The organism is Pseudomonas sp. ASL8, from assembly GCF_056680355.1.
Genome location: NZ_CM155278.1, coordinates 3,624,936 through 3,642,033, shown reverse-complemented (window position 1 = coordinate 3,642,033; position 17,098 = coordinate 3,624,936). Strand labels below are relative to the sequence as shown.

Below are 17,098 nucleotides of genomic sequence, written 5' to 3'. Positions count from 1 at the left end.
TTGGATACATCATATCGAACAACCCCAAGGTTCTAAAAGAAAACGCACCCATGAGATCTTTGATGTAAAAAACTCTTATGCCGATAAAAAATGCGTACTTTCCTCATAGCCGTCTCTTTTAATCGCACCCCACTAACAAAGCCCGAGCGGTGCGATTAATAGTGAGTGGCCAACGCTCTTTCTTTAGAAAAACAAGCTGAGATTGTTAGCTGTTATCGTGCTCTGATCAAGCAAGATCGTCCGCTTGGCAATCTTAAATCCTAGGCCGTTGCTTACACGGCGCAGTACGTCCCGACGCTCGCCAACATAGATATCCGTCATTCGCTCCAATCGGTTGCGGTAACAAAGGAATGAAGAACTAACTTCCACCGTATTGGGATCCTCAGTTTCGCGAACGATCACGTTACTGACAATGTGCCGACTGCGCGATGGCGGATCTTCCGTCCAGTTCAACCCCGAAACTCTTCCACGAATACGCGCGCGCATACTCTCATATGTATCGTCAAAATGGGCATTGCCACCCGCGCGCACGTACTCCAACGCCTTGTTTCGGGAGGTATGGCTAGTACGGATTGGCATCCAGTATTGAATGTCTTCGGCCAGCAAAGTCAACCAGGTCTCATATCGTTGATGATCAAGCAACTGCGCTTCGCGGTAGTAGAACTGTTCAACTGAGTTTTGCAACTCAAGACTAACGGCTTTCTCTGGCCATTCAAAGGCCTGGGTCAAATCAGTGGATGGCATAGTTAATATCCTATATGCATATATTGGGCGACTGGAGTTATCCGCTCACACATAAAACTAAAAACCTTAATAAGATTATCACCCAACTAAAAGCTGTACGTTTTGCATGAACCTGAATAAAAAGCTTTCACGAACTTACAGCAACCATGAGTCCGGCTAAAATCCTTACCTAACAAATTGGTAGCACGATAAAAACACTATTGCTTTTCTTCGATCACTTAACCCGCTCAAGGTTTCAGCGTGTCCCAGCTTGGCTCGGACATCATGCGACTCCAGTGATGGTAGAACCCACGTGCGGCTTCCTCGCTATAAACGTAGCTGGTGTTGCCAGGAAAGTCCGGGGTGTTTTTGTTCGGCACACCGACCCCCATCTGAGCACAAAAAGGTCGACTTCTAGCCATATGACCGCGCAACCCTCGCTGAACCTCAACCCAGTTTTCGCCGTCATCCTGCTCGTAGGTTCCCCCTTGATTGAAGGTAAAGATGTTCTTCCGGCGATATTCTTCCTTAATTTCTTCAGGTGCATCAGCATCCACTAAGATGAAAGACCAGACTTCGACCTCATTAGGGCCGCGCGGGTGCCAAGTACGGATCGTATTGATTCCCGGCAGAAATGAGCAGGTCGGAAAGATGGTCATATGCTGCGCAACCATGCGATTCGCCGGGAGCTTATCCCCTAATCGTTCTTGTGCACGCTCGGCGTTAGGACCCTTGGTCCAGTAGTCGACAATCTTGGGGCCCATAATGGCTCCAAGAAGTGAGAAATCATCATTGAACCAGCCTGTTCCGTGGCCGCCCCATTTGGCCCGGAACTGATTTCCAGATGTAGGTAACTTCACTTGGGACAGGTCCATATCAGGCGGCAGACTGGACACAACACCAGCCAGATGCGCTACCGTGCCAGCATGGTACATGTCACTGCAGAACTGCTCGGCGGCAAATTTCCAGTTGCAGGGAATCACCGTCTTTTGCATGCCAGTGATGACCTGGGTGCCCGCCTCTGTGCGATCGAGCATCACGTCCATGTATGGAGTAGCATCGCTTAGATAAGTCAAGAGGTCAGGCGCTTCGGCATCCCAATTGGCAAAAATCAGCCCTTTGTAGGTGTCCACACGAGCCTGCAACGGCCCCCAATCAGCCTTGTCGAAGCCACAGTCCCCCTCCTTTTTGTCACAAAAGGCCTCTTTTTCATAGGGCACATTCACCAGATTACCGGCAGTGTCGTAGGCCCAGCCGTGATAAGTGCAGGTGAATGACTTGGCATTGCCAAAGTCCGAGCGTTCAAGGCGCATTCCACGGTGCCGACATTGGTTGAGGAACACCTTGATGCTGCGGTCCTTCTGCCGCACTACGATGACGGGGTCTTCACCCATGTAGGTGGTCAGGTAGTCCCCGGCTTTGGGAATATGCCCCTCGTGCCCTAGCAGCAACCAGGATCGGGCAAAAACTCGCTCAAGCTCAATCTCGTACAGATCCTGATCGGAGTAGATACGGGGATCAAGCAACCCATTTTCCTGATCAACGAGTGCACGAACCTCATCGGGAGACCAGTTTCTCACCCATTTTAAAGGGACTTCCTGCGCTTCTATTTTTATTGTTGAACTCATGACCTAAGTCTCCTTCATGATGCTCTAGCTAGAGCCAAGATAACCAATTTTTTATCTTTCCGCGCCGAAAGCCAATACCCATGATGCTGGCGCATTACCGTAAAAATCCAATTTACGAATCTCTGAAATCTATAGCCCAACACGCACCTGAAATAGGTGAAACTGCACATTAGAATACCGTGAGAAAGTACTGATCAAAGTGCCCATGCCGTAAATCCGCGCAACTCCATGTCGCGCTGACGCATTACACCACTTCCACCCCGTCTTGTTACTGGGTCTGGCTTACTGTCACGCCGTACTGTTGCGACTCTTGGCGCCTTGCTCCGATCAGTATGGGTGAGTGAAACCACCGGGATTACTCTGAAGGCACTCAAGAGCTTGCTTCGAGTCGCGCGCCTAATGTATGCGGACACTTCGCGCTGGGTAGATACCTTCACTCTCCGCTGTTATTTGTTGTTAAGACTACGATATGGAGATACGGGGGGATATCCGTTATTTAATTATCGATATCCGTTTTTTGGAAATATCCTAGGACCTGTTCCCGTTTCGTACTAACCCATTGATCCATAAGAGAAAACTCGTATCGTTGTAGTTCTCACACAACACCAATACGAGTTTGCAATGCCCCGATTGATGCTCAGCGATGAGCACTGGTCGAAGCTGCGGGAAATTCTGCTGCACAAGACCATCTACAACAAGCGTGATCTACGGATAACCGTCGAAGGCATGCTGTATCGCATGCGCACAGGCTGTCCCTGGAGAGACTTGCCCGAAGCATTCGGCGGCTGGAGCAAGGTCTACAAGCGCTTCAATGCGTGGTCGACCTCAGGCAAGTGGCTCAAGGTGTTTCAAACGCTTGTGGCTGATCCTGATATGGAGTGGGTTTTCATCGATGGCAGCTATGCCAAAGCCCACCAGCACAGTGCAGGGGCTGCCGGCGGTATGGATCAGGCAATCGGGAAAAGTCGAGCAGGCAACACCAGCAAGATTCACCTGGCTGTAGGTGCCTGCGGGCTGCCCGTCGTGTTTGAGATCACGGGAGGCCAGATCAACGATCTGCACACAGGCGCCTGCCTTGATTGCCAAGGTTCCCGCTGCGCAAGCGATCATTGCGGACAAGGGCTATGAGTGAGGCCATACGGGAACAGGTTGAACAACAAGGTGCCAAAGCCGTGATTCCCAGAAAACGCAACTCAGTGAAAGGTAGCGCGGATCTGGATAGAGGGCTTTACCGCAATCGGCACCTGGTAGAAAACGCTTTTGCCCGGCTGAAGCATTACCGGGCGGTCGCATCACGCTTCGACAAGCTCAAGACAAATTACGAAAGTGTAGTGGCCATGGCCTGCGCCTTACTCTGGCTACCCATGTGAAACGGGAACAGACCCTAGTATGCTGTTTTCGAAATATCTTACCCTTTCATCCGCGCGTCTATCACATCGCGTGCTCGCCGGATCTTGCTCACAATCTCCTCTCCCTTTGCGTTCCATATGTACCGGGTCGGTTGCGTGTTTCGTAATGCCAGGAAGGTGGTAATCGAGCTTCCCAGCTCACGTACCGAGCAGAAACTACCGTCGCGCAAGAACACAGTAATGTCCATGAAAAACCGCTCGACCATGTTCATCCAGGAGCTTGAGGTCGGAGTGAAGTGCACATGGAAACGCGGATGTTTCGCCAGCCAAGCCTTCACTTTTGCATGTTTGTGCGTCGCGTAGTTGTCCACGATCAGATGCAGCTGGAGGTGTTTGGGCGTTTCCTTGTTGATTTTCTTGAGGAACGCCAACCACTCCTGATGGCGGTGCTGGCGCTCGATGCTACTAATCAGTTTGCCCTGGAGATAATCCAGCGCCGCGAACAGCGTGACCGTGCCGTGGCGAGTGTAGTCATGGGGTTTTGTTTGGATATGACCGATCCCCAACGGCAGCCCAGGCTGGGTGCGCTCCAAGGCTTGAACCTGACTTTTTTCGTCGCAACAGAGCACCAACGCCTTGCCTGGCGGGGCCAGATACAGCCCGATGACATCCCAGAATTTCTCCTCGAACTGCGGATCGTTGGACACCTTGAAGATACGTGTCAGATGAGGTTTCAAGTCATTGGCAGCCCATAGCTTGTGGACGGTGGTCGCCGATATGCTGGCGGCACGAGCCATGCTTCGGCAGCTCCAGCGGGGTTCGCCAATACGGGGCTTGGTGACCTGTTCGAGTACGCGACGGACCGTGTCGGGAGGAAGGGAGGATTTGCGTCCGCGGCCAGGCTTGTCGAGCAGGCCTTCTAGACGCAGCGTCTGAAAACGCTGGCACCAACAGGTGATCGTGGGGAGTGAGAAACCGGTCAAGCGAGCGATGTCCACCCTTGAACAACCTTGGGCTGCCAGCAGGATCACTCGGGCGCGACGGCCGTCGCGCTGACTGATGGTGGCTGAGCGTACACGACGGTTCAGTTCGGTCTGTTCTTCTGGACTAAGGACAATCTCTTGGGCGTTCACTTGCGTTCCCCCGAGTGCTGAATGACAGGGAAAGTGTAGCCAAAGATGCAGAAAAGTTATTTCGAAAACAGCACACTAGGAACTCTCCGAACAAGTCCTCAAACGTGCTGAAATACAGACTCATCACCTGACCCGAGTCCTTCATGAACCAGATGAGCTTTTCCGACTTCGGATATGCCAGCAAGCGCAAGCAAACCCGCCGTGAACGCGTCCTTACCGAAATGGATCAGGTGGACGTCCTGGAGTGGTTTGTTGGCGTTGATCGAACCGTATGACCCGAAGGCTGGCGGCTGCCGTAAACCGTATCCAGTTTTTGCGGCCGCCCTGACTAACTTTTTTTGCGAGAGCAGTTGCTAACAACATAAAATTGGAATACAAATTTAAAAAACGTAGTGCCTTGGGCTTGGGCTTGGGCTTTGTTCAGTGCGTATAATAAATATAAGAGCGTTTTGAATTATGGACTTTTATCTGCTAGGTGAGAACAGCCAAGTTTTCGTCAATACTGATCCCGATGCCGTTTCGAGCTATGCTAACCAGCATGCTGGCCCTCACCGGGTGAGCCAGCACCACACCAGCTATCCGCAGGCGAGCCTGAAACACAAGACCATTGGCAGTTTGGATCTGTTTCAGATGAGTTACGGCAATGGAGTGCAAATCACCTCGCCAGAGCGGGAGGCCGTTTACCATTTGCATTTCCTGCTCAAGGGGCACTGCCTGTGGCGCAGCCGCGGACAGGAACACTGCTTCGCCCCAGGCGAGTTGCTGCTGCTTAACCCTGATGCTTCGTTCGACCTGACCTACTCGGACGACTACGAGAAGTTCATCATCAAGCTGCCGGCCTCCTTCATTAACAAGGTCTGCGGCGAGAACCACTGGAGTCACCCCGACGCAGGGGTGGTCTTCGCCCCGGTTCACCGCCTCAAGCAGCTGGATGGCTTCTTCAATCTGCTGAGCCTAGTCTGTCAAGAGGCGGAAACTGAGCCAGCCACTCCTCTTCAGGTACAGGAGCATTATGCTAAAATTATCGTTAGCAAACTACTAAGCTTACCGGGCAGCGACGTTAGTCGCGAGCCGTTGCAGGGGGGGTGTCGGTCATTCGAACTCCTCGCTGAGCTCATTGAGATGAACCTCAAGAAGGACATAAGTGTTGTGCGGCTGGCTGATCTGGCGCACATGAGTGTGCACTCGCTGTTCGTGTTGTTCGACAAGCACGCCGGCACTACACCCAAGCGCTACATACGCCACCGCAAGCTGGAGGCGATCCGTGCTCGTCTGAGCGACTCGCAGGCGGTAGTAAGCAGCGTCACCGAAGTCGCCCTCGACTATGGCTTCCTGCATCTCGGACGCTTCGCCGAGTACTACAAGAATACTTTCGGCGAGCTACCCTCAGTCACCCTGCACCGTCGCAACTTGATCGCGGGGAACTTCCCGCACTCTGATAAAATAATATATTAGGCCATCATTTTTTGGAATGATGAGAAATGTTACGGTTGGTACTGCCATCCGCTGCATATATCGAAGCATGAAAGCTTGGTAGTTTTTACCGAGCGCGTTTTGGCGTCAGTAGTAACGCCGCATGTCGCGTTGCGCAATCGCCAAAAATGCAGATTGGACCGTGCGTGCCTAGGGAAGTGGATAGCCAAAAATCCTTTTTGGTGATTAGCATTTTGAGCATCCACTTATCTGACGCTAACGCTGCCCCCGAAGCAGTTCTGCCAGTCTTGGCTCGCCTCGGGTCTCCGGCTGCGCAACAAGCTGGCTCAATAGTTTCTCGACGCCGTACGGCCAATCGGCCGATTCCTCGGTGAGAATGGCCCCGAGTAGGTTGAGGAGTGCCTGCGGATGCTGTTTGGCAATACTCGACTCAGGATCGATAGACGGAGCGAACCGCAGCGATGCGCTCTTTATTGGAACCAACCTTGGAAGGATAATCTCCACGATCTCAGGAAATCGGTCAGGTAATGCCAAAGCAAGCTCAGCAAGGCGCCCCGATATCAATGCCGTACGGACATCACGCTGGCGTGGCCACACTCGTGTAAGGAAAGGTACTAGGAGATCCCCCCACCGGCTTCCCGATTCGAGGGTCCAGCGTTCGAGATGCCAGAGCATCTGCACACGCAGGTCATCCTCGGCATGAATAAGAATATCGCGCAATTCAATGTCTGAGATCAGGCTTTCGGCGTTGATTGCGTCCTCAGTACCGCCCCAGCCGGCCAACAACATGCCAACCAGAATTCTTGCTTCGTCCCGACGCTGACCTGACTGGCTAGCGAGCGCAATAAACCCAGGCTTTAGCAGCAGATAGAGAGAGTGTTGTGGCGTGTGCGCGCGCCAGAAATAACCCGCCCAGAAAGCGTTACTGTCGTTTCCTCTGCCGCTGGCGAGCGGCAGTAGTTGGTCGTGGACCCAATTAGGATCGATGTGAAATAGCCAGTTAAGTTGCGGTGTGATCATGGCGATGGCGTGCGGTCGATGATCGCCCGGCAGTTCAAGCAGTCTGTCGAGTCGGCGTTTCCAGGCTTCCGGCATGCCCGAGCAAGGCTCAAACGTCGTCTTGGCGGGATCCTTTAGCAGCACATCCACCATTCGTCCAACAGGACTATTCAACCCCTCATCGACCCACGCCCGATCAGGTCTTGGATACCGCTTCACCGAAGGAGCCGCCACGAGTGCTACAACCATGGCTTCCCAGACCAGATCGAAAACTATCGGAAAGTCGGCGAGTAATCGCCCGTGCTGGTCGCTCAGCCATGCCGAGACCGGATGGAGTATCTCCGCCAGATTATCAGCCGGCAGACGCGCCAGCCGCTGCCCTATAGTCGAAAGCATGCGGGGCGACGTCGTTACCTTACTTACCGAAGAAAGTAGTGCGCTCCACGCCCATGGTTCGAACGTGCTCTTTCGCGCAGCGTCGGTCAGAACGCTAAGTGCACGTACTGGTCGCCTCTCGGCAAAGCCACGAAAAGGTTGTCGCTGAATGTGTGAATCGAAATCGTAATGCCCCAGAGCCTTTGCTTTTTCAAGGACTTCACTAATAGGCAACTGCTCAACGGGAGTGGCACTCGTATGGATATCAATGCCCCGAATCTTCGAAACATTGGGCTGGGCCGTGTTCGCGCCAGCACGTTCCGTCCACTCAGAAGCGAGAGCCCGCAGAGCCAAGACTTCGGCATCAAAATCGAAGGAAAAAGTGACTCCCTGAGTTGAGAGCCAATGGAGCCGGTCGAGTCTGTAATGAGCGATAAGTTCGTCGCTATTTTCGTGCTGCGTTGCCCATGAGATTTTCCCATCGCGAAGGCGTGACTCAATCTCCGCGATCGTCGACGGGGGCATTTCGGACCACCTATCGCGTAGGGAAAACAGCAAATCCCGTTTCTGCTTGGATTTCCAAAATGTATCCTCGTTAAGATCCAAAAATATCTGGCCAGCTTCCTCGGGTGTCGTCAGGTCGTTGCGTCCCGCAGCCCAAATACGTAAACGGGTAAAGAGCGGATCGTTTATTCCAGACCACTGAGCGGCTTCTTTACGCGCAGCTGTGCGGTCCTCCACTGTCAGTCGCGCCACCATTTTAGTAAAAATAGCGAGGTGGCCGGTCAGCCCGTAACTATCCTCATCCAGGGCATCGCCATCATCTGGCCGCGTCGTGTCAAAGTACAGATCGTCGTGACCATTGACCTCGCGCTCAAGCTGGACGGCATATCCAAGCTTCTCGCGGAACAGGGTGACAGCGTAGCCGAGCAAGTCTGGCGGAATATCAAGAGTCTGATGCGGTCGCGGATATTCCACATCAGCCCGAATAATGGCTTTGAGTTCAAGTGCCGGATTCGCCTCGGGCGCCATGGCGCCAAAGCGTGATTTAACGGTCAGCATCGGTTGATAAAGGGCGACAGCTTCTCGAACGAGCGAGGGTGACCAACCTTCACGCTCCGCTCTGGCCTCAATATCATATCGGCATTGGTCTGGATCAAACACTTTCTGTTGCCAGCACGCGAGTAGGATGCGCCAACCATCGCGCACAGCCGGGGGATAAAGACTTGCGTCGTGGCGCAGCGACCATTCGATACGTTGCTGGATGGACGGATGGAACCGCGCTTGATTAGCCGCCCACCATAGGGCTGCCGGTTGATGCGCAACTCTAACGATCCATATGCCGATGTGCCAAAGGCGCGGAGGGAGACTTACCGCAACATCTGCGCGAACTCCGCGCAATTGCGCGACTTCCTCAGGCGAGAGATCTGTACGATCAGATGGCAGTGAGGCGATGCCGTCCCAAGCATTTTCTGGCACCGCACGCTTCGTAAAAAGCTGATCGGGATCAATTGGGGTTGGAGGCGTATCGCTGTCTAGACCAAACGCCTCGAACGGGTCGAAACGATCGCTCGTCTGGTCATAACTATTTACCTTGTCGGCTTGTGCGTACCGGGCATTGCGATCAAAGACGCTCAGCCAGTCAGCGGGCAGTGGGTCATGAGTACCGGCCAGCAGTCGGGCGCCGGTTATGGTCGAAGCAAGATGTGCAATCATGCCGCGCTCATGTGGAGGCATCAATATCGGCCCCTTGGACGCGCTCATGATTAGCCGGTCGTGCCAGCCGTCGACGTCGCGAGCGCGCTCGGCCCAGGCACACAACGTCTTCCACAGCGCAGCGTGGCCATTTGCGCTGTCATATGCGATCGGCTCAACTCCTTTATGCGCCCACTGAGCCATCGCCTCCGTCGCATTACCTGATTGGAATGCATAAAGCTTATGGACTGGCTTTTCAAAGCGATTGAGCGCCTCCAGCAGATACTGGACCGGCGGATCGTCGGCTGAGTAACCGACGAACACGATCCGAAAGCGCCGCAGAAGCGCTTGGATATAACGGGTCGCCCAGCCATCCGACAGATAAGCATGGCCAAAATCTGCGCTCGACAGCACAAACTCGTCATCGCAAGCCCTACGATAATCTGTATCGACTCGACCATGAAGATGAACAATGCCGCGAAAGTCGATATCGCGGCGTGGGTCTGGCAGTCGAGGTGGGTTGGACGAGGTGATCCCCGGCTCACACTCCTCGAATAGAAGATCGAAGTTGGTCGTGACGAGCCGTGCAACGCCAGCGCGAGTTCGCGATAGATCGAGCAAAGTACGATGTGCGGCAAGGCCATAGCCTGACTCTGGCTTGAGCGCGATAGCTACCGCCTCCCGTACATCTGTAGGCTCGAATTCCCGCTCTAGCATCCCGAAGATCCGGTCGGTCGCAACCAAGCCAGTGATACCGCTCTCTTTCTCAAACCTTCGTCCGGCGTCGAATAACCGACGCGCTGGGCTATCGAGCGCTGACCCGAGCAGGTCGAGCACCTTTTCAGCAAGAGTCGCAAAGTCCGGCAAATGCGCTTCGGCACGCGAGACGCCAGCGCCGCAGAAAAACAGCACGTCACCAGCATCTCTCGCAGTTAGGAGTTCATCAGGTAGCGACGGACCGTTAGGGATAAAGCGCATGGTATTAACTCGCTTGTTCGGTGCGGCCATTGGGACCTGTGGAAGATTGAGGGAGCCCCGAATTCCGCTACCAGCTCAACATGGCGGCGCTACCGCGACAAAACCTGATTGATCTGAGGGCACCGCTGAATCAACTATTGACGTTCATTTTCCGGCTCGTCGATCAAGGCCAGGAGTTCCTCCACTTGATCAAGGAACGCGGCGAGTTCGGTCTGCTTGCCGGCGCCCTCCGACCGCCACTCGTCCATAGGCCTGACCATTGCAAGCTCTCGGGCGCCCCGCGACAGCTCCTGCAGCTCATCGTCCGCCATGTTGCGCCCGCGCAGGTAGTACTGACTCCATCGAGTAAAAGTCAGAATCCACATCGAGACCTGTATGGCATCGTCCCATCGTGTCCAGTCAGAGGTGCTGGCGAGGGGCTGTTGCACGATCCGTTGCTGTCGCTTCAGGATTGCCTTCATCGACTTCAGCGTGGTCTGCTGGCGCTCAGGGCTGCTATTCGCGAAGAGGAACGCGGTGATGTTAGTCGTCTGGCCTTCGCGCTCTCGTTTAAACAGCAGTGATTGGTATCCCGGTTCTGACCCCAGCGAAGCCGCTAGCTCGCGAACCCATATTTCGCACGCATCGTCTGTGTTGGCGCGGTCATTTTGCAACAAGGGGAAGACAACATCCTGGAAGAGCCACGGCTCGGCCCACGCCAGTTGCCGCATATGCCCACGCATCGAGTCGACCAGGTTTAGCAGGTCGTCCGCGGAGATTTTCGTCGGCAGCGCACTATGGAGTGCCGCTACTAGGCAGGTGTAGATATCAGCAGTCTTCGGTCTCACTGAGGCGCGATGAACCATCCAGCCTAAGACTTGGACCTGCTTAGAGTAGGAAAAGTCAGCCACCAATTGAAGCACGGCGGCGAGCCCTCCCGGATTTTCTAACTGCCGCTCGATAACGTTCAGTCCTATCCATTGCAGCAGACCATTGCTGCTGCGAATGAGGCTGTCACGTTGCGCTTCGCTGGTGTCAAACTCCATTGACAGTGAAATCTCGCTGGCAATCTGGCTCAAAAGGGACAGTCGCACCGCATCGTGACCTTGAGGCTCTATTGGCACGCTAGCCATTTGGGCTTCGGTAATCGCCACCAGAGTGTCAGGGGTATACGCCCATAGAAATTTGACGGTGTAGTACTCCGCCCAGGTCAGGGCTGTGTATTTTGTCGCATGGAACAAGTGATGCGGGTGATAGGAGCTATGCAGCAAGTTATCGACCGGTCTCTGAAACAACTGGGTATCCATAACAGCTAACTCCTTAGTCACCTCGTCATGCGTGCGCTGGAATGATGCCTCTAGAAATCGTGCCAAAAACGCCAGAAAGCCAAGTTCGGATTTGACCTCGCCAAAGTAGCGATCCACCGTGCTTGAATGCGCGAGTACTTCGCCAAGCACCTCCCAAGTCGTCGCGAAGTCCGCGAAGTCTCCGGCCTGCTGGCTCAGGCAATTGCCCAAGCCTGCCCCTGCCGTCTCGGGCAAAGCGAGCGAGTCATTCTTGAGCAGGCCTAACGCAGCCATTCGCTCCTTCAACGGATCCCCGCTCAAGCCTTGTAGCGATAACTTGCCACTCCAAACGCTCAGCACGTCGCCGGAAAGGGCTTTCTCGAGAAAACGAAGAGGCTCATAGCGTCGGTGCGCTGTCGCAGTCGACGACGCCATAGAGTTGAAAAGAAGGCGTATGGAGGGATTTTCGGCCCCGCCTTCGGGCTGCGCAGCCTCCGCCTCCTGCACCAGTTCAGAGGAGTATTGCTCAACGTTAAGCAAGGTATCCGCAGGAATCGGAGTGACCAACAGGGGATAGTTCTCCGAAGCTTTCTGAAACGAGTTGGACAGATTGAAACCTGCAACCGGTAGTCCGTCTGGTGCCATAATTAGAATATAGCGGTCATGTAGCCGGCCCTCCTTCAGGCCGTAGATACGCAGTTTGTTGCGTTGCAGCAGGTGATGGTTGTGGTCACAGCTCGCCACTAGGTTGTTAATCCGGTCCGAGGTGGGATTGTCGGACTTGCGTCGCATGGGTTTGTCTTTATTGGGTGGTTTGGGCAGAGACGTGAAGACAATGTAGTCAGCTTCCGGTGCCGCGCAGATCACTATCAGACCCAATCCGGAGGCGTCAAAATAGGGGTCGAAAATGATCATCTGGTGGTTTTGATACTTGGCCAACAGCGCCCTGAACCACTCCACGAATTGCAGGCGGCCCTCGCGGTCGCCCTCACTCCAACGCAAGAAGAACCGCCCCTCAGACTTCGGTGGATGGAGCCGCGCAAGAAGGGATTGCAGATCGCGGTTGGCCGGGACCCAAGGGTCCATCTCACGCGCACCGATGCGGTTGGTGAATCCCCGATTGCCTGAATTGATTGTCAGGGCTGACTTAACCCGCGCTAACGCGGACGGCCGAGTGGCTTTCTCCAACCAGTCGAACTTAACCGGGCTGGCACTGTGGCCCACGATATGCCCCTGAATATGGACCTCCCGAACGTATCCGATCCGCCACCGACAACACAGTGTGCCCTCACGGGCATGGTCGCCATGAAAGCCGAAGATCTCCAGATCTGTACTGTCGGTTATCGAGTGGATCTGGTCGCTCAGCTCGAATTTGAATTCAAACTCCCCTCCCTCATTGCATTCCGCTCTGCCGATGCTCGAATAGACAATATGGCCATCGTTCTCAATGCTCAGGCGGAACTGGAAGACGCTAAAGTGAGGCACCTGCATCGGATTAAATCTTGCAACCAGGGCGAGCGGGGCATTGGTCCATTTTACGTTCAGTAAACGCCGCTCAAGATCGTCCAGTGCAGGGAAGACCAGCAATTCAAGGTCGCCGAACCTAGTAGTATCGGCTCCGCCGAAGTCCAGACCTGTATCAGCCTTGAGGTACCTAATTACCGATTCGGTCAAGATGGCGTCGTAGTCAAGACCTAAGCGTAATAGCGCCCCCTTGTCAGTCTGAGTGATCGAAGCGCTGAATGCGCCTGCTCCGCCATGTGGGCTGGACGGAGAGTTCCTATCATGTGCATCGCGGTTAAGCAGATAGGCGACGGGGCGATAGACCAGTTCATCGGCTTTGAGCGCTGTCGCGCCGAACCGTGCCTTCAAATCCTTTGAAAGGTCGAACTTTAGTTCTTCACTGATTGCCAAGATGGTTCGGCCGGCGCTCAATTGCCTTAGAATCGCAGCGCACTGAGCGCTTTTGACGTACAGGTTGAGCGGGATAATCTGCGCTTGGACTTTCCCGAAGCTCTGGAGTTTATGGCCATCGCTGGAGTACCAACGATCGCTTGAATGGCTGTAGGGAAGCAAACGACCGTAAACCAAACGATTTTCAATCGATTGCTCGGACTTGATCTGCAAAATCCACAGCTGCAATGCGCAGTGACGGACATTCTTCGAAAACAACCGCATCAGTCGGCTGTCGTTTATCAGGTCATCAAGTGTAGGAGCCATCAATTCCTTATGAGTACTTTTCCGCATTTTTGTGTTGGCGCCTACTCTGAAATGAGCCACCTTTTGGGAAATCTGACGGCGTCAGCAAGCACCGAGCTGTCCGACTCGAAATCCGCATGAGTGCAGGGTCCGCGCACTGATCGGATGACTAGCTCGAATGTCGGTGCGGTGTCTCGAAGCTGAGTCAGTGCCAGCAGTGTAGTGCCCCCTTCGCTGATTGCCTACTTCCGCTCTGGGCCCAAGCTGTGTGAAAACCCGAGGACCAATTGATACCGTGAAGATCGGTCGAGAAATCGCGCATCTATGTGAAATCAAGGTCTGTGGAACCTGCCAATAAATTTGAGATTCCAAATAGAAGCGCAGACTCCAATTTTTTCTTTGAGTTTTCAAACGGCCAGGGTCGAGAGCGGCCTGCGATTACCGGGTATGATCCGCGCTATCGATAGAAACGTGGGACATGGACGATGCGCGAGAGCAAAATTCCATTTGGCGAGCGTGACGGTGTCCTGATTCGGGCATATGAGGCCGAAAATGGACTTCGTTGCGGCTGCATTTGCCCAGGTTGCCATCAGCCGCTAAATGCAGCCAATAATGGAAAAAAAGTCATTCCCCATTTCCGTCATACGCAATCGAATGACTGTATCGATGGTTTCCGTGAAGGAGTAAGACGAGCTGCAGTCGCACTAATCGTGCAGCACAAGCAGCTCATGCTCCCGACCTTCCTAGACACGGTCAGTGTTTCCATTGCAAGCGGCCAGTTGCTGAAAAAAAGCGTCGGACTGACGCCAGTAATCGCTACTGCAGATTCAGTGGAGCGATTTGTTGATCTGGACGGATTAAGAGGCCATGTAATCCTGCATAGGTCGGGCCGCCAGCTGATTGTACGAATCAAGCTGTCCTCCAGAATGGAGCATGAGCGGTACCGTCAGCTAGAGGCTCTGGAGCACTCCAGCATGGAAGTTGACCTGTATAGCCTGACGCTGGAGCAGATCAATGACCCAGACCGCTTCGCGTATGCCGTACTGCAGGATCCGTCGACCCGCTCCTGGATCAGATGTATCCGTGGCGAAAGGCTATTGGCAAACACAGAGCAGAAGCTCCAACTGCACGCGACTGAGCTAAACGCCAAGTGGTTGGATGAAGAGGCGGAGCGAGAAGCTGCAAAAAATGCTCATCAGCTTGCGCTCGCGGAAGAAAAAACCGAGCGCGGTTTGGCCTTGAAAGCACACCGAGCCATGCAAATTGAATTGGCTGCTAAACGACCAGCTATCGAATCGGACTTTACAGTCCAAGACCGAACGCAGCTCATTGCTGCCACCATGTTCAAAGCATTGCGAAACTGGGAAGGTAAAGCCGCCGAGTGCAAAGCCTGCTATCTGCTGAGTCCTCCTGGCTCAAAATTCTGCCTCTACTGCACCGTGGACGGATACGATCTGCTTGAAACGACCGTATCGCCCGACCTACCAGCGACCATTCACAAACGAATGTACTGCTCGGCCAAGCCGGGCATGTCGGTAAGGGCGGCGCCTCTGCTCATCATAAAGCCAGAGGTCTGATTTACCCTCTGCTGCAACCAAACGCACGGCATCGACTGCCATAGACCTTGGTCGCTGACTTGCAGAGGTAATTCACCCGACGGAAGTACTGGTCCATCTCCGCTGGATCATCCTGAGATAGGTGATATACAGCATTGGCAGGGATATGCACCAAACCATTGGTATCGTCGACAGAAATCCTCAATGCACCGGCCCATCCAGCATGAATGCGGCTGTATGTATTCTCTTGTGCCGAGTGAAAGCGTCCCACGGTGTGGTACGCATCTTTGTTGAGCAGTAAGACGAAGTGGTAATGCGGGCGACCCTCCCGCCCAATCTCCCTGACCCAGCACCAGCGCACCTCTGTCTGATGAGCAGTACCGTTCTGGCGCACAGAGCGCTCCCGTGCTGATTGAATTCTGAAGGTCAAGGAATCAACAAACCTGGAGATGACGGTGCTATCTGATTCGGGTACTGAGTCGTCATCTGGGAAATGTAGGTCGAAACGTAGCGCGAACACCCGACGGTGAGCTCTAAGCGCTAACTGAGTGGTTCATATACGCCTTCAAGGTATTTGGTAATGAAGGGGGTATGGGACGTCAGCACGGGTAGCCCTCGAAAGGTGCTCTCGTAGTGCAGGTGGAGATTGCTGTTGCCGGGGTGACGCTTGGGCTGATGTGCCATGGGGATGATCCACTGAGTGAGTTCATAAGCTCAGGGAGCTGTGTAATTTTTTACGGTGGCAAATTTCAGCTAAGCGACTGATGCTGGACCCTGTCACTGGCTGAGCTACGCCTGGGGGACTGAGCTCATGGCGCTCACCGATGGGTAGGCTAGAACTGAAGTGGCACTGCCTTCGCCTGATAGCTCGGGGTGGTTCAGGTTGAGGAAATAGGTGCTTTTCATTTTGGTGAAAAAGACCGAGCTGGTTGCACCGGGTACGTAGGCCCGTATCAAGCCCTGATCAATCAGGCACTGCACCCTATTCTTCAATCGTTCTTTACTGAGGCCCGTGATCTTGCATAGCGCTGAAGAGCCCAGGTCGCTAACCACGCCAAAACGATCAGTACAACACAGCAGCACGCTCAGCAACAGGCGATTCACGATACTCAACTGACCGGGCTGCTTTTTACTCCATAGCTCAGCCAGCGGAGCCACATCCTCGTTCTGTTCCTCCTTTTTTTCGCTTGCTCGGCAGACCTTCCTGCTTTCGTGCTTCAGCAGACTGGCGACGGCTGCCTCATGGTGCATGGCTGTCAGCGCGGTAATCTTTTCGAGTTTCTTGTGAAAGTCATCCGTGAGTCGGTAGCACCTCTTCGGTCGCCCCTTAACCACGATAACGTGACACTCGTCGATATCAAGGCTGCCCCTATCGAGACGATTACAGAGTCCGGAATAAACACCACCCACCAACAGTACGATTTCGATTGCCTTGTTTACGCCACCGGATTCGATGCTTTTACCGGCGCCCTGTTCAAGATGGATGGGTGTTGCCGAGGTCATTGCCAAGGTCCATATGCATACCTTCATGAAAAAAAAATGGAAATCCTCTCCGACAATAAACGATTCCATTACTGTAATTTTACCTCTATTTATGTATCGCTATTTTCAACATAACCAACCTTTCTGCCTATGCAAAGGACCAGTTGTGGATAGCTAGTGAGCGCTAGCACCCAAAGATTCAAGGCCTCTCTAAACCATGGTTTATATCCTTCAGTCTGTAACAGACCTAATCTGAAAGCAGCCTAAATGAAAACAAAAATA

The 17,098-nt window shown here is 53.7% G+C and carries 9 protein-coding genes and 2 pseudogenes; 4 read left to right on the top strand and 7 right to left on the bottom strand.

The genetic code is table 11. The annotated features are described in order from the left end of the window. Positions 1-183: 183 nt before the first annotated feature. Positions 184-744, bottom strand: coding sequence for a 3-phenylpropionate/cinnamic acid dioxygenase subunit beta (locus tag AC1MEA_RS16790; protein ID WP_480416836.1), 561 nt, complete (start codon positions 742-744; stop codon positions 184-186). Positions 745-971: 227 nt separating this feature from the next. Continuing rightward, positions 972-2,351: an aromatic ring-hydroxylating dioxygenase subunit alpha gene (locus AC1MEA_RS16785; protein ID WP_480416835.1), complete on the bottom strand. Its 1,380-nt coding sequence runs from the start codon at positions 2,349-2,351 to the stop codon at positions 972-974. 621 nt (positions 2,352-2,972) lie between these two features. Between AC1MEA_RS16785 and AC1MEA_RS16780 the strand changes: the two are divergent. Further along, positions 2,973-3,721, top strand: a pseudogene (locus tag AC1MEA_RS16780) (IS5 family transposase). Positions 3,722-3,759: 38 nt separating this feature from the next. Here AC1MEA_RS16780 and AC1MEA_RS16775 read toward each other — a convergent pair. Further along, positions 3,760-4,833, bottom strand: coding sequence for an IS630 family transposase (locus tag AC1MEA_RS16775; RefSeq protein ID WP_480416834.1), 1,074 nt, complete (start codon positions 4,831-4,833; stop codon positions 3,760-3,762). A gap of 143 nt (positions 4,834-4,976) precedes the next feature. Here AC1MEA_RS16775 and AC1MEA_RS16770 point away from each other — a divergent pair. Beyond that, a pseudogene (locus AC1MEA_RS16770) lies at positions 4,977-5,145 on the top strand (IS5/IS1182 family transposase); the annotation flags it as partial. A gap of 144 nt (positions 5,146-5,289) precedes the next feature. Further along, positions 5,290-6,288, top strand: a complete 999-nt coding sequence (locus AC1MEA_RS16765; protein WP_480416833.1) for an AraC family transcriptional regulator — start codon at positions 5,290-5,292, stop codon at positions 6,286-6,288. Positions 6,289-6,522: 234 nt separating this feature from the next. Here the strand turns inward: AC1MEA_RS16765 and AC1MEA_RS16760 are convergent, their stop codons facing one another. Both AC1MEA_RS16760 and AC1MEA_RS16755 read right to left on the bottom strand, forming a co-directional pair. Then, complete coding sequence (locus AC1MEA_RS16760; RefSeq protein ID WP_480416832.1) at positions 6,523-10,344, bottom strand: SIR2 family protein; 3,822 nt, start codon at positions 10,342-10,344, stop codon at positions 6,523-6,525. Between the two features lie 104 nt (positions 10,345-10,448). After that, positions 10,449-13,799: a VPA1262 family protein gene (locus AC1MEA_RS16755; RefSeq protein ID WP_480416831.1), complete on the bottom strand. Its 3,351-nt coding sequence runs from the start codon at positions 13,797-13,799 to the stop codon at positions 10,449-10,451. 464 nt (positions 13,800-14,263) lie between these two features. Between AC1MEA_RS16755 and AC1MEA_RS16750 the strand changes: the two genes are divergently transcribed. Next, entirely contained in the window at positions 14,264-15,355 is a 1,092-nt protein-coding gene (locus AC1MEA_RS16750) for a competence protein CoiA family protein (RefSeq protein WP_480416830.1), read from the top strand. Between the two features lies 1 nt (position 15,356). Here AC1MEA_RS16750 and AC1MEA_RS16745 read toward each other — a convergent pair whose 3' ends face one another. Together AC1MEA_RS16745 and AC1MEA_RS16740 are read right to left on the bottom strand one after the other, a co-directional pair. Beyond that, positions 15,357-15,854: an inovirus Gp2 family protein gene (locus AC1MEA_RS16745; RefSeq protein WP_480416829.1), complete on the bottom strand. Its 498-nt coding sequence runs from the start codon at positions 15,852-15,854 to the stop codon at positions 15,357-15,359. Positions 15,855-16,123: 269 nt separating this feature from the next. Then, positions 16,124-16,906 carry a hypothetical protein gene (locus tag AC1MEA_RS16740; protein ID WP_480416828.1) on the bottom strand — a complete coding sequence of 261 codons (783 nt, stop codon included), beginning with the start codon at positions 16,904-16,906 and terminating at the stop codon, positions 16,124-16,126. Positions 16,907-17,098 lie beyond the last annotated feature (192 nt).